The organism is Paenibacillus sp. QJM3NY_38 (assembly GCF_056173265.1).
Map to the genome: position 1 here is coordinate 2,223,256 of NZ_CM149665.1, position 19,260 is coordinate 2,242,515.

Annotated in this window: 23 protein-coding genes and 1 tRNA gene; 16 read left to right on the forward strand and 8 right to left on the reverse strand. The window is 48.3% G+C overall.

The window, feature by feature from the left end; translation table 11 throughout:
• The first annotated feature begins 214 nt into the window (after positions 1-214).
• The 3 genes from AC0VZ8_RS09760 to AC0VZ8_RS09770 are packed head-to-tail and all read left to right on the forward strand — an operon-like array spanning position 215 to position 1,500.
• On the forward strand, positions 215-898 hold the full coding sequence (locus tag AC0VZ8_RS09760; RefSeq protein WP_071223044.1) for a hypothetical protein: 684 nt from the start codon (positions 215-217) through the stop codon (positions 896-898).
• Positions 834-1,376, forward strand: a complete 543-nt coding sequence (locus AC0VZ8_RS09765) for an accessory gene regulator ArgB-like protein (protein ID WP_475486729.1) — start codon at positions 834-836, stop codon at positions 1,374-1,376. The genes AC0VZ8_RS09760 and AC0VZ8_RS09765 overlap by 65 nt, the downstream gene beginning before the upstream one ends.
• On the forward strand, positions 1,360-1,500 hold the full coding sequence (locus tag AC0VZ8_RS09770; protein ID WP_074961962.1) for a cyclic lactone autoinducer peptide: 141 nt from the start codon (positions 1,360-1,362) through the stop codon (positions 1,498-1,500). The genes AC0VZ8_RS09765 and AC0VZ8_RS09770 overlap by 17 nt, the downstream gene beginning before the upstream one ends.
• Positions 1,501-1,824: 324 nt before the next feature.
• Here AC0VZ8_RS09770 and AC0VZ8_RS09775 read toward each other — a convergent pair.
• Positions 1,825-1,897, reverse strand: a tRNA-Val gene (locus AC0VZ8_RS09775).
• A 135-nt stretch (positions 1,898-2,032) separates the two neighbouring features.
• Here AC0VZ8_RS09775 and AC0VZ8_RS09780 point away from each other — a divergent pair.
• Positions 2,033-2,296, forward strand: a complete 264-nt coding sequence (locus AC0VZ8_RS09780) for a hypothetical protein (RefSeq protein ID WP_071223045.1) — start codon at positions 2,033-2,035, stop codon at positions 2,294-2,296.
• A gap of 350 nt (positions 2,297-2,646) precedes the next feature.
• Complete coding sequence (locus AC0VZ8_RS09785; RefSeq protein WP_475486730.1) at positions 2,647-3,090, forward strand: GNAT family N-acetyltransferase; 444 nt, start codon at positions 2,647-2,649, stop codon at positions 3,088-3,090.
• A gap of 89 nt (positions 3,091-3,179) precedes the next feature.
• On the opposite strand, the gene AC0VZ8_RS09790 is transcribed toward AC0VZ8_RS09785, so the two are convergent.
• Both AC0VZ8_RS09790 and AC0VZ8_RS09795 read right to left on the reverse strand, forming a co-directional pair.
• On the reverse strand, positions 3,180-3,413 hold the full coding sequence (locus tag AC0VZ8_RS09790; RefSeq protein WP_071223047.1) for a DUF3892 domain-containing protein: 234 nt from the start codon (positions 3,411-3,413) through the stop codon (positions 3,180-3,182).
• Positions 3,414-3,475: 62 nt separating this feature from the next.
• A complete protein-coding gene (locus AC0VZ8_RS09795) occupies positions 3,476-4,213 on the reverse strand; it encodes an MBL fold metallo-hydrolase (protein ID WP_260064191.1) in 738 nt (245 codons plus the stop codon).
• A gap of 251 nt (positions 4,214-4,464) precedes the next feature.
• Here AC0VZ8_RS09795 and AC0VZ8_RS09800 point away from each other — a divergent pair, with 251 nt between their 5' ends.
• Together AC0VZ8_RS09800 and AC0VZ8_RS09805 are read left to right on the forward strand one after the other, a co-directional pair.
• The gene (locus AC0VZ8_RS09800) at positions 4,465-5,019 is read left to right on the forward strand and encodes a copper amine oxidase (protein ID WP_260064190.1); all 555 of its coding nucleotides are present in this window, start codon (positions 4,465-4,467) and stop codon (positions 5,017-5,019) included.
• 94 nt (positions 5,020-5,113) lie between these two features.
• Positions 5,114-5,437: a DUF1292 domain-containing protein gene (locus AC0VZ8_RS09805; RefSeq protein ID WP_071223049.1), complete on the forward strand. Its 324-nt coding sequence runs from the start codon at positions 5,114-5,116 to the stop codon at positions 5,435-5,437.
• A 66-nt stretch (positions 5,438-5,503) separates the two neighbouring features.
• Here AC0VZ8_RS09805 and AC0VZ8_RS09810 read toward each other — a convergent pair whose 3' ends face one another.
• The gene (locus AC0VZ8_RS09810; protein WP_071223050.1) at positions 5,504-6,979 is read right to left on the reverse strand and encodes an aminotransferase class I/II-fold pyridoxal phosphate-dependent enzyme; all 1,476 of its coding nucleotides are present in this window, start codon (positions 6,977-6,979) and stop codon (positions 5,504-5,506) included.
• Positions 6,980-7,352: 373 nt separating this feature from the next.
• A complete protein-coding gene (locus tag AC0VZ8_RS09815; protein ID WP_071223664.1) occupies positions 7,353-7,976 on the reverse strand; it encodes a YktB family protein in 624 nt (207 codons plus the stop codon).
• A 265-nt stretch (positions 7,977-8,241) separates the two neighbouring features.
• Here AC0VZ8_RS09815 and AC0VZ8_RS09820 point away from each other — a divergent pair, with 265 nt between their 5' ends.
• Both AC0VZ8_RS09820 and gndA read left to right on the forward strand, forming a co-directional pair.
• Positions 8,242-8,838 (forward strand): hypothetical protein, encoded by a 597-nt coding sequence (locus AC0VZ8_RS09820; RefSeq protein WP_100536070.1) that lies wholly within the window; start codon positions 8,242-8,244, stop codon positions 8,836-8,838.
• 192 nt (positions 8,839-9,030) lie between these two features.
• Positions 9,031-10,440, forward strand: coding sequence for an NADP-dependent phosphogluconate dehydrogenase (gene gndA, locus AC0VZ8_RS09825; protein WP_475486731.1), 1,410 nt, complete (start codon positions 9,031-9,033; stop codon positions 10,438-10,440).
• A 46-nt stretch (positions 10,441-10,486) separates the two neighbouring features.
• Here gndA and AC0VZ8_RS09830 read toward each other — a convergent pair whose 3' ends face one another.
• Positions 10,487-10,870, reverse strand: coding sequence for a hypothetical protein (locus tag AC0VZ8_RS09830; RefSeq protein ID WP_201259450.1), 384 nt, complete (start codon positions 10,868-10,870; stop codon positions 10,487-10,489).
• Between the two features lie 242 nt (positions 10,871-11,112).
• Between AC0VZ8_RS09830 and AC0VZ8_RS09835 the strand changes: the two genes are divergently transcribed.
• Positions 11,113-11,589, forward strand: a complete 477-nt coding sequence (locus AC0VZ8_RS09835; protein WP_475487668.1) for a shikimate kinase — start codon at positions 11,113-11,115, stop codon at positions 11,587-11,589.
• Positions 11,590-11,720: 131 nt separating this feature from the next.
• On the opposite strand, the gene AC0VZ8_RS09840 is transcribed toward AC0VZ8_RS09835, so the two are convergent.
• The gene (locus AC0VZ8_RS09840) at positions 11,721-12,029 is read right to left on the reverse strand and encodes a rhodanese-like domain-containing protein (protein ID WP_174819205.1); all 309 of its coding nucleotides are present in this window, start codon (positions 12,027-12,029) and stop codon (positions 11,721-11,723) included.
• Positions 12,030-12,195: 166 nt separating this feature from the next.
• Between AC0VZ8_RS09840 and aroA the strand changes: the two genes are divergently transcribed.
• From aroA to ptsP, 5 genes are read left to right on the forward strand one after another with little or no spacing between them, the layout of a single operon-like run.
• Complete coding sequence (gene aroA, locus AC0VZ8_RS09845; protein ID WP_220686002.1) at positions 12,196-13,488, forward strand: 3-phosphoshikimate 1-carboxyvinyltransferase; 1,293 nt, start codon at positions 12,196-12,198, stop codon at positions 13,486-13,488.
• A gap of 51 nt (positions 13,489-13,539) precedes the next feature.
• Positions 13,540-13,962 (forward strand): CoA-binding protein, encoded by a 423-nt coding sequence (locus AC0VZ8_RS09850; RefSeq protein ID WP_071223669.1) that lies wholly within the window; start codon positions 13,540-13,542, stop codon positions 13,960-13,962.
• 37 nt (positions 13,963-13,999) lie between these two features.
• On the forward strand, positions 14,000-14,155 hold the full coding sequence (locus tag AC0VZ8_RS09855) for a hypothetical protein (RefSeq protein ID WP_162487675.1): 156 nt from the start codon (positions 14,000-14,002) through the stop codon (positions 14,153-14,155).
• On the forward strand, positions 14,152-16,035 hold the full coding sequence (locus AC0VZ8_RS09860; RefSeq protein WP_071223670.1) for a glucose PTS transporter subunit IIA: 1,884 nt from the start codon (positions 14,152-14,154) through the stop codon (positions 16,033-16,035). The genes AC0VZ8_RS09855 and AC0VZ8_RS09860 overlap by 4 nt, the downstream gene beginning before the upstream one ends.
• Positions 16,032-17,795, forward strand: a complete 1,764-nt coding sequence (gene ptsP, locus AC0VZ8_RS09865; protein ID WP_071223671.1) for a phosphoenolpyruvate--protein phosphotransferase — start codon at positions 16,032-16,034, stop codon at positions 17,793-17,795. Before AC0VZ8_RS09860 ends, ptsP begins: the two co-directional genes overlap by 4 nt.
• Before the next feature lie 157 nt (positions 17,796-17,952).
• Here ptsP and AC0VZ8_RS09870 read toward each other — a convergent pair whose 3' ends face one another.
• On the reverse strand, positions 17,953-18,480 hold the full coding sequence (locus AC0VZ8_RS09870) for a type 1 glutamine amidotransferase domain-containing protein (protein ID WP_475486732.1): 528 nt from the start codon (positions 18,478-18,480) through the stop codon (positions 17,953-17,955).
• Positions 18,481-18,707: 227 nt separating this feature from the next.
• Between AC0VZ8_RS09870 and AC0VZ8_RS09875 the strand changes: the two genes are divergently transcribed.
• Positions 18,708-19,184, forward strand: a complete 477-nt coding sequence (locus AC0VZ8_RS09875) for a hypothetical protein (protein WP_235613267.1) — start codon at positions 18,708-18,710, stop codon at positions 19,182-19,184.
• Positions 19,185-19,260 lie beyond the last annotated feature (76 nt).

The window sequence follows — 19,260 nt, forward strand, 5'->3', positions numbered from 1 at the left end:
CCATCACAGTTTCCAGACATATAAGAAGTGGCAGGCGCCATCGGAATTGACCTCAAGAACATGCATCATTTAGGACGACTCGATAGGAAACTGAGGGTCTGTCGGTATACCGTTTATTTATGGACGTTATAACCATCAGTGTAATCAGGATAAATCGAGAAGTGGCGTAGTACACATTTAACCATTTCTTATGGTGTAGGGAGGAAAGCTTTGAATGGAAGTTATTTGGTTTATGTTGTTTTCAACATTTGAAACACTGGCTATTTATTCGCTAATCATGACATTGCTTAGATTCAAGACGACAGAGTACATAGGGCAGGCGTTGATTGTCATGATCCTTGCCAACTTACAAAGTTTTATCATGCGCAACGAACTTCAATTGGATTTTCTAGCCCCTCTCATCACCGTGCTGATCTTCGTTTTCTTATTTTCAGCCATTATTAAGATCCCGGTTATCTGGTCGGCGATCTGCACCATTCTGGGTTATATGTTTTATGCGTTAATTCAAACGGCATATCTGACAACGATATTCGGATCGATCGACTCCATTCAGACCGATCATGCCAATGGTTATATTCTTCAAATCCTCTCAGGTGCGACAGGACTATTGATATCCTGGATTATGTACAGGTTTGGTATTGGGTTTAAGTACGATCTGGAAAAGCTGCGCATTAAATTTGAACATGTTCTATTGATCACGTTGATTATCGTGGTGTTGATATTAATTGCAATTCTATTTTACCTTAATCGTTTATGGCTGCACCTTCTCTTCTTTGGAATAACATTTGGAATCTTCTTGTATTATGCCATCAATACAGAGGAGCGGGAATCTTATGATCATAGAAGGCTTGTCAAAGCGGATAGCGGAGGGGATCAAACGCCAGGTACCCGACCATAAGTCCTCTGTTTCTGTTCTGAAACATGCGATCACCATCATTTTAAACGTATTGTGTATTGTGGTCTTCACGCTGCTTATCTCTATTTTTACAGGTAACATGAAGCAGGCTGTGATAGCCTTGGTGGGTTTTGCGGTACTAAGGCAATTTTCCGGAGGATATCATCTTAAGACGGGGGCAGGCTGTATTGCATTCACGACAGCGCTATTCACTCTGGTGTCTTTTGCGGATATGGCGAATGCAGGCATTCTCGTAATTACTGCTCTCAGTCTGTCGCTGGTGATGCTGTTCGCTCCCAGCCGAATTGAGAAGCAGTCCCGAATATCGAGGAAGCATTACGCAAAACTTCGCTTGATTAGCTGTTTCATCGTGATATTTAACTTTGGACTCCAGTCCCCAACATTGGCTGTCATATTTTTGGTCCAGGCTATCAGTTTAATACGCTGGAAAGGAGGACAAGCTCATGTTATGGATCCATAGGATTAGACATCGGTTGTTTTCGTTTATCGCATCTGCTCTGACGTTGGTAGCTGTTTTTGTAGTTAATACTGCAAGTCCCGTTTTTGTATACAGCGGAGAGACGCCGGAAGAACTGTTAAAGTAAGTCTTGATCCTTCGTAAGGGGACTGGGGTACTTAAAGATAATGGTATAAATAAAGATGAATATGTAGGTTATGATTTCCGGCACCTTTCTGGGTACCGGTTTTTTTGTATGGATAAGTGGAAGTCAAGCCTGGAATGGTGTCGTTGATCTTCGATAAAGATACACAACATTCGGGATCAGTGGATCCGGGCAACGTACCTGGAGACGGGGAAACCCGACTTTGTCCCCCCAATTCGTCCCCTTTGGGTGAAATTCAGCTAGCTAATCTAAAGAAGGAAAAAAGAAAAAACCCTTGATGCCAATGGCATCAAGGGTTTACGGTTATGATCTGTAGTGGGCTCGAACCACTGACCCCTACCCTGTCAAGATAGTGCTCTCCCAGCTGAGCTAACAGATCATGAAATATTTAAAAAGGTAATTCATATATTACCAGCAGACAATGCGACTGTCAATGGTTTTCTCGTTATAAAAAATGACATTCCGGTTCAGACTAAATACAGCATGTATTTGCCAGTGGAGGAGCGTGAATGGTATGGCAGGTGGGAAATCCCATCATTTCAAACGAGCCGGACTGGTGCTCTCGTTGCTGGGGGTAACTGTACTGGGCAGCGGTTGCAGTATCCCGGAGAGAACGTCGGTGCAGCTGGAGCCGCTCCATGGATCAGCGGCGCCCGTAATGCTCGATGTTTACGGCCGTTCTGTAGATCAGGATGTGTATTCCAAGCAGGGAAGCGGGGCACTGGAGCCGGTACCGCCGATGGATTCGGTGGACACATTACGTGATCTCCAACCATAAAGGGGTGCAGCAACGAATCCGTAACAGATCAGTTGTAATAATGTCTGTATCCATTGCTCGAACAACGAGCAGAGCAAACCGTCGGCTTGCAGGCTGGCGGTTTGCTGTAAAACGGCCGATGCTATTCCTCATCCCATTTGCGGGAATATCCTTTTTTAATCGCCCAAAAGATAGGGTAGATGATGACGACTGAGATGATAACAGCCCAAAATATCGTGGCTCCCATGCCCATAAAGGCCATGCTCCTTTCAAGAAAACGTTAGCTTATACTATACAGGAAAACGATTATTTTGTATAATATCTCGATCTGCGATATCACTAGAATTGATTCTACATAAAGAGGTGTTGAAATGGCAGCAGAAATCTTAAATGTATCAACCGAAGAGCAATTGCAGCAGGCGCTGGATATCCGGAAGGATGTTTTCGTGCTTGAACAGAAGGTGCCGATTGACCTGGAGATCGATGAGTACGATCGTCTGGAATCCGATGCGTTTCATGTCCTGATCAAATCGGAAGGTCAATACGCGGCAACCGGACGTATCACCTATTACAATAAAGACTCCGCCAAAATGCAGCGAATCGCGGTGCGTAAGCCATTCCGCTCCAAAGGGATAGGGCGTGTGCTGATGATGGCATTGGAAGCGCAGGCGCGTGAATTGAAGCTGCAGTATTCTGTACTGGATGCACAGGTGCAAGCGGAGGCATTTTATCGCAAGCTTGGGTATGAGACCATTTCGGACGAGCCGTTTGATGATGCGGGCATTCCCCACGTTCGTATGAAAAAGGAACTGTAGGCTTTTTACCATATTAAGGTGCTAATGATCCTCACTGTTTAAAAAGAAAAGACCTCGAGTATCGACTCGAGGTCTTTTTAGTCATGATTTTAAAAGTTTGGCAAATTGTCCAGGTTGTTGCTTGGATCGCCATCCGCATTGGAGCGAAGATGTTCGTCTCCGTCACGTCCACGGAATACGTTCAGGTTTTTGATCTCTTTATTCTTGGCCATTTGTTGCGCTGTCTTGTAGTCAACGACACTGCCGTTATCCAGCTTAAGTTCGATGATGTCGCCATCTCCGTTTTTACGGACGCCTACGACTTCTTGTTGTGTATTATCCATATGAATCGCCTCCCGGCATTAGTGTTCCCGGGAAACCTCATAAACTATTCATCTATACTGAACTACCATTCGTATACCCGCTGCTGCTCCACAAATTCCATGATCCCGGTCTTGCCAATGAAAGCTTCGACCTCATCGCTATAATGCATGAGATAGGTGCGCTCCTGAATTTCTTGTGGTAGGCTAAGCAGCTCATCCAGTGTCGTATGAACCTCGCCAGGGCCTTGCAGCTGACATTCATGCAGAATCACTTCACAATCCCGCTCATTCACCAATTGGTTGAGCAGTATAGGGTCGAATACCATGTCAGCACTGTAAAAAATCCGATCATTCAGATAAAGCGAATAGCTGTCCTTGCCGGGAATATGCTGCGTATGAATCAGTTCTACCGAGATGCCGGATGAAATATGGGTCTTCACTCCCGGTTTCAGAGGGTGTACGTCAAATACATCATGCAGGGAGGAGATATGTCCCTGTTGATATAAACCGCCTTTGAGGGTGTGCTCCCATATCGGTTCCACCAGCGTCTCGGCAATATAGAGTGGGAGCTTACGGTTGTATTTCATTTTCATAATAAAAGCCAGCTCCTCAAGTCCGCCTACATGGTCAGCATGAATGTGAGTGATAAGCACAGCATCCATATCGTTAAAGGTCTTATTCAGCTGATGAAGTGCCATTGGAGCGGTGATGCCGCAGTCAATGAGAAGTGTGAAATTCCCGTCTTGGACCAGTGCGTTATTGTTATAGTAGTTCTTGGCAAACGCACTGCCGGTGCCAAGCATTTGCAATTTTAGTGTCAATGGATGAAACCTCCTGATGATATGATGTGTAGTCCCCGTATGCTAATGTATATTTTAACGAATTCCACGTTGATTTACACGGATTATATGATCGAATCGGGGCCGAAATGCATTATAATTCGTGATAGGACCAATCGTTACGCACGAGGAAAAAATTTTACCACAAAGTGCAAAATTGTCCGCAACTTGTTTTTTGACATGTAGTATACACATATAACAACAAGATGAGCCAATGGAGGGAAATGATTATTATGAAGTGGAAAAAAGTGATGGCATGTATGCTAGTGCTCTCTTTAATGGGTGGCAGCACCCTTTTGTTTGCAGATTCTGTCAATGAGCGTGTCCGTGTCTGGCTGAACGGTCATGAATTGAAGGATGGCGGATATTTAATTGATGGCAAAACGTATGTGCCGGTTCGGGAATTTGACGGCGCTGTGGATTGGAATCCCGCGAATGGACAAGTTCAAGTCATCAAGCCGAACGTGCATATTTTTCTGTTTAAAGGAGATACTGTATTCGGCAACGTGAACAAGGGGAAGCTGAAATTCAATGTTTTTAGCCAGGTTGACAGCTTAAACAACGATATTCATTCCGTGAAAGTAGCGATTGAGGATCCTTCGGGCAATATCAAGGACATCCAATCCCAGGAAGTAAAGGACCGCAAGGATAACTTCTGGTTCCGAACCTACGATTTCACATATGATTTCAAAACGGCGGGAAAATACTCGGTGGGCTTTTATGTAAAAGTCAAATCGGAGGACGGTTTTGTGAAAGTTGCGGAGAAAGTGATTACTGCCCTAAATTAAGGGGCCCTAAGGCACTTGGCAGAAATTGACCTGAAGAAGCTATCCGTGATACGATACGAAAGTATGATAATTTAACCGAAGTGAGGTTTTTTCAATGAGTGAACACAAACATGAACACGGAGATGCTTGCGGCTGCGGTCACGATCATGACCACGACCACGAACATGAAGAGTTTGTGCTGACATTGACGGATGAAGAAGGAAAAGAAGTAGAGATGGTTCTTGTGGAGACATTTGATGTCGGCGAGAAGCTTTACGCGCTTTTGCTTGAACGCGAAAATCCGGAAGCGGACGGCGTCATTCTACGTATGGAAGAAGAGAACGAGGAAATGGTTCTTTACAATATTGAGGACGAAGAAGAATGGAATGAAGTAGAGGCGGTTTACAACGAACTGGTCGCTGCTGCAAACCAGGAATAAGATTCCAAAGCAATAAACCCGGTGCGAACCATTCGCACCGGGTTTATTGTGTTTACAGCTGACGTTTTAGAATATAGGATCCGTTTCCACGATGACTTTAACATTTTGGATGCTGCGGTCCTCGGGGCCTTTAACCGGAAGGCCTACTTCGACATGATCGATAATGTAATCGATGTTCTCCTGGGAAATAACTTCGCCCGGAAGCAGGATCGGAATCCCTGGCGGGTAGACATAGATGAATTCGGCAATAATGCGCCCTGCCGATTCCTTGAAAGGCACTACTTCCGTATCTCCGTAAAATGCATCGCGAGGGATCAGCGACAACTGCGGAATTTCCGGAGTTTTCACAACCAGCTCGTTAATCTCATTCACATGCATGTATTGATTGGAAAGCTCGCGGAGCGCTGTCAGCAAAATATCGATGGTCTCCCGATTGTCCCCCGGTGTAATGAGGCACAGAATATTGTACATATCACTGAGCTCCACCTCAATATTGTAGTGATCCCGCAGCCAGTTCTCGGTTTCATATCCCGTAATGCCGAGGTGGCGCACATGGATCGTCAATTTGGTTGGATCATAGGAGTACGTCGCTTCCCCGCCTAATATTTCTTTTCCAAAGCTGTACAAACCTTCGATTTTGTTGACTTCATCACGTGCATATTGCGCCAACTCAATCGTCCTTGCAGCCATTTCGCGTCCATGCAGCGCCAAACTGCGGCGTGAAGTATCAAGCGATGCCAGCAGGATGTAAGAGGTGGAGGTTGTGGTCAGCATGCTGATAATCGTCTGTACGCGATAAGGATTGATGTATCCGTTCTTGGTATTCACGTTCAGCACGGAGCTCTGCGTCATCGAGCCGCCGAGTTTGTGGACGCTGGTCGCGGCCATATCGGCCCCCGCTTCCATGGCCGACATCGGGAGCTCTTCATGAAAATGGATCAATACACCGTGCGCCTCATCCACGAGAACGGGCACATTGTAGCTGTGAGCCAAATCCACGATTTCCTTCAGATTGGCGCTTACCCCGAAGTATGTCGGGTTAATGACCAGTACGGCTTTGGCGTCAGGGTGACGTTTTAATGCTTTCCGGACCGAGCTGATGGTGATTCCGTGATCGATTCCCACATTGGAATCCTGGGCAGGCGATACGAATACAGGCTTGGCCCCGGTGAAAATGATGGCAGAAAGCACGGATTTGTGGACGTTGCGCGGTACGATGATTTTATCGCCAGGCGAACATACCGACATGATCATGGTCATGATCGCTCCGCTTGTCCCTTGGACACTGAAGTAGGTGTGATCGGCACCGAATGCGTCGGCGGCCAGCTTTTGGGCTTCCTCGATGACGCCTGTAGGCTGATGCAAATCATCCAGCGGTGCAATATTAATCAAATCTATAGAAAAGGCGTTATCCCCTATAAATTCCCGAAATTCGGCGTCGGTGCCGAGGCCCTTCTTATGTCCCGGAATGTGAAATTGCACGGGGTTTTTGGCCGCATGTTCTTTAAGTGCGGTGAAGAGCGGTGTACGACTGTGGTCCATGGACGTTGTCACAACCTTTCCTTATGTTTATTTTGTTATGATTTGTTGATTTCTGTTTTTATATAAACAAAATTGAGTATAGCAAAATAGGGGGGGAATGCAAGGAGATTAAACGTCTTTTTTTGCTATGTCCCATAACGCTTCAAACTTTAGACATATTAAGGAGGAGCAACAAAGATCTTCATCGTTCCTTCATTAAAATATCATCCATAAAAAAACGTCTATCGACGTACTTTCTCAGAAGACAGACCGCGGTTAAAGGAAGTTTTTCTTGCGATTACGGAATTGTTCAGCTTCCTGAAAATTTATAAATTCTATAATCTTAAAAAAAAGAGCTGCAACAGCAGCCCTTTACATCAATATATCATGCTCATTAAAACGCCATTTTATAAAGCGGCAGCAGCGTCTCAAACGTCTCCTGCACTTTTTGCACCAGCTTGTCCCCTTCAAGCTTGACGGCTTCCTCGCGCGGGATGCGCAGTCCGCACATGACCTCAGCCTTTTTCACCTGCTTCAGCTTCTCAATCAGACGCGTGAAATCCTCTTCACTCATATCCTGATGAGAGGTGCCAGACGGGTTCATGTGATCCATGGACCAGTAGAAATGTTTAGGCAGTGCCTTCGCTGTTTTCTTCAGCTTGGCTTCCAGGTTGCCGGCAAACACGGTCTTGTTGGGACTCTCGTAAATAATCGCGAAGATGACAAACAGATGGGTTCCGAACATGCCCACCTCAAAATGAGGCAGTGCTTTGTAGCCGCGTTTGCTGGCAGCCCAAGCGACCCAGGTGTCAATGGGAGGATTGACAGTGCGTCTTGCATGCTTCGCCACATGCACAAACATTTCTTCCCCAGCCAATGCCGATACATAAGGTGACAACTCAGCCCCTAACGCCTCCAGCTTGGGTCTTACACGTTCAATGAGAACCTCCATACGGGCCTCAAGCCCGGGAACGGAGAATACGTCGAAATCTTGATCTGTAAATCCGGTAACCGTCATAGGATGTGATGGCCTCCCTGTTGTTGATGATATCGTTACTAAACTCGGTTTTTGGATAACTTATTATACCATAAGGCAAACGGACATCACGCATTGCCCAGAAAAGCTTCACCGTATGTTCATGTGGGTTAAAAATAGTCAATAAACCAAGTTACCGTTACATAAGATGGAGTATAAGATATAGATAAGACAACATCAAAAGCAGCCATGGGGGAAATCTTCACCGCCGTTTAATGATCGGTAGTAAACCGGAGGAGGGAGTGCCGTGAATAAGAGCGAGGAAGTGGAGTATTGCAACCTGGAGCTCCGGTTTGATCGCCGGCATATCCAGGACCTAATCAAGGAATTGATCCAGGAAGGATATTCGCTTTATTGGAGCGAGAATGATACGCAGTTTGTCATTTCAATCCGAACAGGTCGCAAGCTGGTAAAGCTGCGGTTTCAACGAACAGGAAGCGGTTTTAAACTGGTAGGCGATTATATGATTCGTGATCCCAAACTCGCGGAATGGATGGAGAAATTGATCGAGAATACCCGTGGCCATGCTGTCGTCAAACGTTTCAAGGATCGGCAAATTTTGATCGAGAATATTTTGTTTGGTGAGGTCATAAGGCTCGTGGAAATATCCGGTTACCGGCAGCGGGTGCTGTTTCAGAAGGGAACGCCGATGACGGAGCAGGAAATGCTGCGGCTGTTTGAATCGGATGTAGGGGAACAGCGATTGCTGCTGTCGAGACTGGAAACCGATGATGAGCTTGAGAAGCTCCATGCGGCGCTGCAAGAGGGGGACGAAGACAAAATTTCGGCTTGCAAGCAAAGACTCCGTGAGCTTTCCTTGGAGCTGATGAGGCTGGAGTGGTAATGACTTCAACCCGGATACAAGTTTAAAGCACGAACAACACTCCGAAACAGAAGGGGTGTTTTCGCGCGTGTTCTGATTTTGTGACAGGGGTTCACTTGTCAAATGAAAAACGTTAATATAAGATTATTGCAAATCATCTCGGATAGGGATGGGTTGTTTAAAAATATATTGGAGCAAAGGATGGAGAACCAGATGTCAAAACAACAAATCGGTGTGATTGGCCTTGCTGTAATGGGAAAAAACCTGGCCCTGAACATCGAAAGCAAAGGCTTCACCGTTTCCGTATATAACCGCTCTCCGCAAAAAACGGAAGATATGCTGAAGGAAACCGAAGGCAAGCAAGTGAAGGGGACGTTCTCGATCGAAGAATTCGTGGATTCCCTTGAAACTCCTCGTAAAATCCTGATCATGGTACAAGCGGGACAAGCTACGGATGCTACGATTGAACAGCTGATTCCACATTTGGACAAAGGCGATATCATTATCGACGGCGGTAACGCTTATTTCCCTGATACACAGCGCCGCAGCAAAGAACTGGCTGAAAAAGGCTTTAACTTTATCGGTGCTGGGGTTTCCGGCGGCGAAGAAGGCGCATTGAAAGGTCCATCGATCATGCCTGGCGGACAAGAAAGTGCCTACAAGCTGGTTGAGCCTATTTTGACGGCTATTTCCGCTAAAGTTAACGAAGAGCCTTGCTGTACATATATCGGACCAGACGGTGCCGGCCATTATGTAAAAATGGTTCACAACGGTATCGAGTATGGCGATATGCAGCTTATTTGCGAAGCTTACCAATTGCTGAAGGACGTACTCGGCCTCGATGCGAAGGATCTGCACGGAATCTTCACAGAGTGGAACCAAGGCGAACTCGATAGCTACCTGATCGAGATCACGGCTGACATTTTCTCCAAATATGACGATGAAACCGGCAAGCCGATGGTTGACGTGATTCTGGATACGGCAGGCCAAAAAGGAACAGGTAAATGGACAAGCCAAAGCTCCCTGGATCTGGGCGTGCCGCTGTCCATGATCACCGAATCCGTATTCTCCCGTTTCTTGTCCGCAATGAAAGAAGAGCGTGTGGCAGCAAGCAAAATCCTGAATGGTCCAAAAGCAGCTGCATTTGACGGCGACAAGGCCGAATTCATTGAAAATGTGCGCAAAGCGCTGTTTGCAAGCAAAATCGTATCCTATGCTCAAGGCTTTGCACAGCTTCGCGTGGCATCCGATGAGTACGGCTGGAACCTGCAATACGGCAACCTCGCTAAAATTTGGCGCGGCGGCTGCATTATCCGTTCCCGTTTCTTGCAGAACATCACGGATGCTTATGAGAACAATCCTGAGCTGAAGAACCTGCTGCTGGATCCGTTCTTTACCGATATTATTGAATCCTATCAAGATGCATGGCGTAAGGTTGTTGCTTCCGCGGTATCCTTGGGCATCCCGGTTCCTGGGTTCTCCAGCGCGCTTGCATACTACGATAGCTATCGCACCGCAAACCTGCCGGCAAACCTGCTGCAGGCTCAGCGTGACTACTTTGGAGCTCACACGTTTAAACGCGTGGACAAAGAAGGCACCTTCCACTATAACTGGATGGATTAATTCTGCTCTCTATGGCAGCATGAATGCCATCCCTGATGGAGCCATTTCACTCTGGGGAGCTAGAATGATTTCCGTTCGCCGGGGGAGAGATCAGAGATTCAACCGTACGGGCTTGAGAAGGGGAGTGCGCCTCCGCCAGCTCAGGAAGTCCGTGCATGGCTTCTAAGAGACAGGTGCGGATGTCGTGGTTCTTTGTATGGATGTGGTTTCCGCTTCCGAGCAAGAGCAGCGCGGCTTCGCAGTAACTGTTGAAATTTTGCAGCAAACGTGGCTTTGAAAGATCCAGCAGCGCAGGATCCTTCAGAGCCACTTTTTTTTGGACAAAATGAAGCACCCAGATCACATCTTCGCGGCATAGCGGGTAGGCTGGGTCGAGAATCCGGCGGATGCGCTTGGCAGCGGAAGAGAGACCGGTTGGACGAAAAGACATAATATATTCACTCCTTTCTTCTAATCTTGTATTTTTGTAATTAGTATATGACAATAGGGAACCAGATAGACTCGATAAAATTGGAGCTTTACTTGGGGGTTACTCGCATAAGAACAATTTAGAGAGTCAGGTCCATTGTCGAAAGATTTGGGGCTGTGGTATGATATGAGCAACCTTTACAGTGAAGCAGCAAATGGGGTGTCAAATTGGATAAGATAGGTAGGAACATCATTCTGATCGGGATGATGGGTACGGGCAAGTCAACCGTAGGGCGTCTCCTGGCAGACACGCTCGGCTACACCCTGATCGATCTGGATGCGGAAATTGAGAGGGTGGAAGGCAGAACGATTTCCGAGATGTTTGAAGCGGATGGAGAGCCGTATTTTCGTGAGGCAGAATCTGTTGCACTGCGCAGCGTTTTAGAACGGAAAGGCATTGTCGTAGCGTCCGGCGGAGGAGCTGTGCTTCGTTCCGAGAACTGTGATGTAATGAAACGCGGTGGCTGGGTCGTTGCTCTTACAGCGGATGCTTCCAGCATTGTTGAACGGGTACGTGGTGATGCCAATCGGCCGCTGCTTGCGGGGGATGTCGAAGATAGAGTTCCGCGTATCCTGGATGAACGAAAGGACAAATACCAGTTTGCGGATGTCATAGTGGATACGGTTGGCCGATCCGCGGGGGAAGTAGCGGCTGACATTTTAACGCATTACCGCGGCTAAGATGGTCAGCGAACGGCCTTGAGGCGATGATCATGAATCAGTCTCTAAGGTGCATCTGTAGATTGTACTTGGGTCGGAGCATGCAAAAAAGGCGGGAATCACGATCATCCCGCACCTTCTTCATGGCCTGTCTATTCTTCATCGTCATGCCACTGAAGCATGCCGCCCTTCATGTTGATTACATTAGTCAAGCCCTGGTGATTCAAAAATTCGCATACGTGTTGACTGCGACCACCGCTGCGGCAGATGAAGACGACCTCCTGATCGCGCGGAATTTCGTCCAGACGATTCGGAATCTCGCCCATAGGAATATGCTTGGCACCGCTGATCATGCCTGCTGCAACTTCCTCGTCCTCGCGGACATCAATCATGTACACATTTTCGCCGTTTTGAAGCCGGCTTCTAAGCTCCGATGTTTCCATTTGAGGGATCGGTTTCATCATATAGACCTCTTTTCTGATAATAAATGATTAAGATCGTAACGATCTTAATTTCCAGTTCACATGAACTATGATAACCAAGCGGTTCTTTCCCTGTCAATTTATACTAAGGGAGATTTCAAGGTTGTTATTCATAACCTAATAATTACAAGGAGAGATACATACGATGGATGTAATCGTCAAGCCTACGCCTATATTAAACGGAGAGATTGGAGCGCTATCCTCCAAGAACTATACAACTCGTTACTTGCTGGTAGCTGCACTTGCCGAAGGAACGAGCACGATCTATTACCCAGCTCATAGCGAGGATAGCGACGCCATGAGACGCTGTATCCGGGATCTCGGGGCCGTGATCGAGGAGGACGAGGAGAAGGCGGTCATTACGGGCTTTGGCAAATCGCCGCGGGATGTGAAGGAACTGAACGTCGGTAACGCCGGCGCCGTTTTGCGCTTCCTGATGGGAGTCACGGCGTTGTCTAAAGAGGTTACCTTTGTCAATACTTATCCGGAATCACTGGGCAAACGTCCTCATGATGATCTCATTGAGACGCTTGGTCAATTGGGCGTGGAAGTCGAGCATAATGAAGGCAAACTGCCGATCACGATTCGTGGCGGTCAGCCGAAAGGCGGAAAGCTCACCGTATCTGGCGAAGTAAGTTCGCAGTACTTAAGCGCACTGTTGTTCTTAACGCCACTGCTTGCCGAGGACAGCGAGATTACCGTTACCGGTGATTTGAAATCCAAGGTCGTTATCGGTCAGACCCTGGAAGTGCTGGAGCAAGCGGGCATTACGATTCACGCAGCGGATGATTATACATTCTTCCGGGTTCCTGGCGGTCAATCCTACGAAGCGAAGACCTATACCGTTCAAGGCGATTATCCGGGCTCTGCTGCCGTCCTGGCGGCGGCTGCTGTCACGCAGTCGGATGTAACCATCCGCAATCTGTCAGAGGACAGCAAGCAGGGAGAGCGGGCTATTATTGACGTCCTGCGGATGATGGAGGTTCCCCTCACGCACAAGGACGGAAATGTCCATGTCCAGGGCAACCGAACCCTGAAGGCTTTAGAATTCGATGGAGATGCAGCGACGGATGCGGTACTAGCGATGGTTGCGGCAGCTGTGTTTGCCGAAGGAACCTCCCGATTCTACAATGTGGAGAATCTCCGCTATAAGGAATGCGACCGGATTACGGATTATTTGAACGAATTGCGCAAAGCCGGAGCCAATGTTGAGGAACGCCAGGCCGAGATCATCGTTCACGGCCGTCCGGAAGGCGTCGAGGGCGGTGTGGAGATCAATGCCCATTATGATCATCGGGTCATTATGGCCCTGACTGTGGTCGGACTTCGCGCACATCAGCCGATCCGGATTAAGGATGCGCATCATGTGGCCAAGTCGTACCCGCAATATTTTGATCACATGAAGGCGCTTGGAGCCAATGTAGAATGGGTAAAATAAAGGAATAGCCAAGAGGCTCGTCTATTACGAATGGAAAGGTGGTCATGAAGCATGGCATTTGAAAATCCTACGCGCGAAGAAATCGCGGATATTTTGCGAAACGCAGGCAATATCGCTGTTGTCGGTCTGTCTGACAGGCCGGATCGTACTTCCCATATGGTTTCTGCTGCGATGCAAATGCGCGGATACCGGATTATCCCGGTTAACCCTGGTGCAACAGAAATACTTGGGGAGAAGAGTTATCCATCCCTGAAGGACATTCCGGAGCCGATCCATATCGTCAATGTGTTCAGACGCAGTGAATATTGTGCCGATGTGGCGCGGGAAGCTGCCGAGATTGGAGCCAAGGTGCTCTGGCTTCAGCAGGGCATTATCAGTGAAGAGGCGGCGGCCATCGCGGAGAAGAGCGGCATGATTGCCATCATGGACCGCTGCATTAAGGTGGAGGATTCCATCGCTTTGGGCGGGCGTTAAGATTTGAATTGGTGAGTTGGAATTAGGAGCAAGCCTTATGTTGAAGCAGCCGCTGGCAGACTGGACACGATCCGGGCCTGCCGAGGCACTGCTCGTGAGGCTTGCTTTTCTATGTGGCATTTGCCCTGATTTCTTTTTGACAAAAACAGGCGCAGCGCTTACCATCAAGGATAGAAAGGAGGGCTCGCCTTGAATTGGTTGGGATCATTACAACAGCTGGGCAGAGCAGTTATGCTCCCTACAATGGCGCTTCCGGCGGCAGCTCTCCTGCTTAGCGTGGGGAGTCTGCCATGGTCGGCGTGGGGCTTCGGAACCTTGGGCGAGATTGCCCAGGCAGCGGGGCACGGTGTGTTTTATTATATGCCGTATTTATTTGCCATCGGTGTCGCATGGGGGCTCTCGAATCAGGGAGGACCCGCAGGGCTTGCCGCTCTGGCTGGCATGTTCATCTACGATCAGGTAATATCCCGTCTCGGAGACGGGAGTGTACAGCCCTCGACCTTGATTGGTATTATTTTTGGGGTAATGTCCGGTTACGTTTATAACCGGTTCAAACATATTAAGCTTCCAGAAGCTATACAGTTTTTTGGGGGCTCCCGATTTGTTCTTTTGTTCATGGGACTGTTCTCCACGATATTTGCATGGATCATGCTGGGGATGGCTCCCATGGTACAGCGCGGCTTAGATGCTTTTTATGATCTGACCGTACATATGGGGGCATTCGGATTATTTCTCTACGGTATTTTGTACAGGGTACTGACGGCATTTGGTCTGCATCACTTGTTGAATAACGTCTATTGGTTTCAGCTGGGCTCGTACGAGACGGAAGACGGTACCGTTGTTCAGGGGGATCTGCCCCGATTCTTCGCGGGTGATCCGACAGCGGGCGACTTCATGGCCGGCTTATTCCCGATTATGATGTTTGCCCTGCCGGCGATTGCATTTGCCATTATTCAAGAGGCACGGGAAGATTTGAAGCCGAAGGTGAAAAAAACGTTTATGCGGTCCGCGCTCGTCTGTTTTTTGACCGGGGTATCGGAGCAGATTGAATTCGCATTCTTATTTGCGTCTCCTTATCTGTATGTACTCCACGCCCTGATGGCCGGTTTCGCGATGGTGCTTACCTATGCATTTGATATCCATCACGGGTTTTCATACTCGGCCGGATTTATCGATTACGTACTCAATTTTCACTTGTCGCAGAACGCCTGGATCATCATACCCATCGGGGCTGTATACGGCATCGTTTACTATTTTCTGTTCCGCTGGGCCATTCGCACCTTCGAAATCCCGACACCCGGGCGTGAAGAAGGCTCGGCGCTGGAAGGCCGGGCAGGAGACATCCCCTATCAGGCACCGCTTATTCTGGAAGCGCTTGGTGGGAAAGACAACATCGTTCAGGTCCAATCCTGCATGACGCGTCTTCGACTGACCGTATACAACGACCGCCAGATTGATTCGGACGCACTGAAATTGCTCGGTTCAGCCGGCATCATCAAGCTGGGCGGCGGTAATGTCCAGGTGGTATTCGGGACGTATTCCGAGCTCATCCGCGAAGAGATAAATAAGCTGATGCAGCAAGATTTACCGCGCGTTCTGTTCAGCGCGCCCGTACAGGGACGCATGCTTCCGATTGACGAAGTGCCGGATGATATTTTTGCCGCCAAGCTTGTCGGCAACGGCGTGGCGTTCATTCCGGAAAAAGGGGAGCTTGTATCTCCGGTATACGGAACCGTGATGCATGTCTATCCGACGATGCATGCCATTGGCATTTCAACGCCGGATGGACTCGAGGTGTTGATTCATATCGGGATCGATACCTCTCAACTGAAAGGACCGTTTTCAGCTGTGGTAAGCGAAGGGGATACCGTTGAGCCGGGGCAACTGCTGGTCAAGTTCGATCTGGCATATTTAAAGACACATGCCGCATCACTGGCAACACCAATGGTGATCACCAATCCCGATAAAGTAAGATCTTGGAGCTTTGCTCCATTCAAGTCCGTTAAGAGAGGACAGTCATCTGTCATGTCCGTCGTATTAAATGAGAGTAATGCTGGGGGTAGAGAATCATGATACAAGGCATTGGCGCAGCAACAGGCGTAGCGATCGGTAAGGCTTTCGTACTGCCGCATTGGGAGTTGGACCTTCCGGATTCCGAAATGGATGCTGTCGATTTAGCCAAAGAGTTCGAGCGCTTATATGAAGGCATACGAACCTCCAAGAATGAAATTGAATATATCAAGAACGAATTCAAGGAAATGGTGGGGCACGAGGAGTCGCAGATCTTTGATGCGCATCTGGCCATACTGGAGGATCCCGTATTCATGAACGAAATTCAAGGGATCATCGAGCGCCAGTACAAGGCTGCCGAAGTGGCGGTTAAAGAGGCGATCGATCATTTCGTATCCATGTTCGATTTGCTGGACGACGAGTATATGAAGGAGCGGGCGCTGGATATTAAGGATGTTGGTAATCGGCTGCTCAAGCATCTTCTCGGTGCTCCGGAAGTCAAGCTTCCGGCTGATACGCAGCCTTATATTTTGGTTGCAAAGGAACTTTCTCCGTCTCAGCTTGTGCACCTTAACCCTTCCCACGTTCTTGGCATCGTGACGATGACGGGTGGCAAGACCTCTCACTCGGCGATAATGGCCCGCGCTCTCGGCATACCACTTGTATCCGGGATTGAGAACAAGCTGGATCATCCGATCCAGACCGGACAGCATCTGGTTGTGGATGGGGATGAAGGCTTGCTGTATTTGGAGCCCGACACGCTGGTTGTAGAGCGTTACGAAGGGATCCGCGAGTTGCAACGGAAAAAGAAAGAGCAGCTGCAGCTCCTGGCAACCGTTGATGCGGTTACGAAGGATGGAACCTATTTTAATCTGGCCGCGAATATGAACTCCGTTAAAGAAATGGAGATTGCGCTGAAGAACGGCGCACAGGGAGTCGGATTGTTCCGGACGGAATTTTTATATATGGATCGCCACAACTTTCCTTCGGAAGAAGAGCAATTTGAAGTGTATAAACTGGTTGCCGAGAACGCAGGTGAGTCCTCGGTCGTGATCCGTACGCTGGACATTGGCGGCGATAAACAGCTGGATTATTTCGGGCTGCCGGAAGAAGAGAACCCTTTCCTGGGTTATCGCGCCATCCGTATCAGCCTGGATCGCACAGAACCGTTCCAGACCCAGCTGTCCGCCATTCTGAGGGCCAGCGCTTTTGGTAACGTCAAAATCATGTATCCGATGATATCCTCGATAGAGGAAGTCAAGCAGGCTAATGCCGTGCTGCGGCGTGCGATGGCCGATTTGGACCAACGCGGCATCGCATACGATCCAAACATTAAGGTCGGCATCATGATTGAAGTGCCGGCAGCAGTTACCATCTCGGATATGTTGGCAGAGGAAGCCGATTTCTTCAGCATCGGGACGAACGATCTGGTACAGTATGTGCTGGCGGTGGATCGGATGAACGAGCAGATCGCGCATATGTACCATCCATTTCATCCTGCGGTCTTGCGCATGCTTCGGACGACGGTGGAGGCTGCGCATGCGGCAGGCATACCGGTCAGCGTGTGCGGAGAAATGGCCGGGGACGAGCGGGCGATTCCGATATGGCTGGAGCTTGGCGTTAAGGATTTAAGCATGTCGCCGCAATCCTTGCTTCGCGTGAAGCATCGCATCTTGAATACCAATGCGGCAGAAGCGAAGGGGGAGGCAGCGGCCTGCTTCAAATTGCGTACCAGCTCCGCTGTCGAAGAGCGTCTCAGCGCGTTTGCCGAACGCAGCAGTTATCTGAACGGAACTAACGGTACGGACAGCACGGCCTCTTAACAAGACAACCTCAAGAAGATGGATGATGTTACAATTTTCATGTTTCTTTTTTGAGTGGACAAGCTAACATATACTCACATCAAAAACAGCTGCCTATCTCACCAGGAGTCCTTCTTGGTGAAATGAGCGGCTGTTTTTGTGTGGTGCAGGGGGGCTTTTAGCCTTGCTGTGCCAGAGCATCGCAAAAGGCTTTGCCGTACGGCGGCAGATCCGGTGGACGGCGGGCGGAAATAATATGACCGTCGGTCACGACCGCTTCATCCTTCCAGATTGCACCGGCATTTTCCATATCGTCGCGGATTCCCGGTGTGGAAGTAACCGTAACTCCGTTCAGGATTTTGGCGGAGATGAGTACCCATCCGGCGTGGCAGATCTGTCCGATCGGTTTTTTGTCCGCATCCATTTCTTTAACCAGTTGCAGCACTTTATCATAACGGCGCAGCTTGTCCGGCGCCCAGCCGCCCGGAACGAGAATTCCATCGTAATCCTTGCTGTTCAGCTCTTCAAATGAATATTCGGCTTGAGCGGGAACACCATATTTGCCCGTGTAAGTTTTTCCTTTTTCCAACCCGGCAAGATGGACTTCTGCCCCTTCCTCACGGACCCGGTAAACGGGATACCAGAGTTCCAGATCCTCAAATTCTTCGTCTACAAGCGCTATTACCTTTTTTCCAGCCAATCTCATGATTGATATAACCCCTTTCTCGCAGATTTCCTCATGTATCCGTATGACTGTACTTATTGTAACAAATATGGAGGGCTGTTTCATAGGAACGAGCAAAGAACAAACATTTGGAAACATATCTGGTAAATAAAGCATTATCACAAATTAGCAGGATTCTTTGGTATGATAGTCGAATAGAACTAGTTTAGGTGACAGATTTGTGACATAGGCTGTTGGGATTAGATTACGTGATAGGATTTGGGGTGGGCATTTTGTTCAAAACCTGCAACTGCGGACAATGGATGAAGTTGGAATTAAGAAAGCTGATTCATGAAAGAAGGACTCGAATATATCATGTTCCTGTTTATGCCTGTCAGGCTTGCAAGAAGTATGAGCTTCTGCCTCTTATTAAACCGGATTTACTTCGCTATCTCGCATCGATGAGCAATGAGACCGGACGAATACACGTTTCGTTCGCAGATGTTAATGAGTCTGCATACGTACTTCGAGAAGTGTTCCGTACATACGATGATGATTCGTCGGTAGAATGGCAGACACGCTGCATGGAAGTTTTTGATGAGCGGATCAATATGCTGTTGGATCTATTTCGTTATGCCCAGAGCTTGGGCGACGGTGACTGGATGAGACAAATTGAGGGACGGCTCGAGCAGTTAAGCACGATTAAATCTCTCGTTCCTGAAAATTCGGGAAATTATGCAAGATAATTTTCAGAAAATTTTCGCGGTTGTTGGATTTTTCACGCACTTTTTGTTAGGATAGAGGATAGGAACTTCAATACAA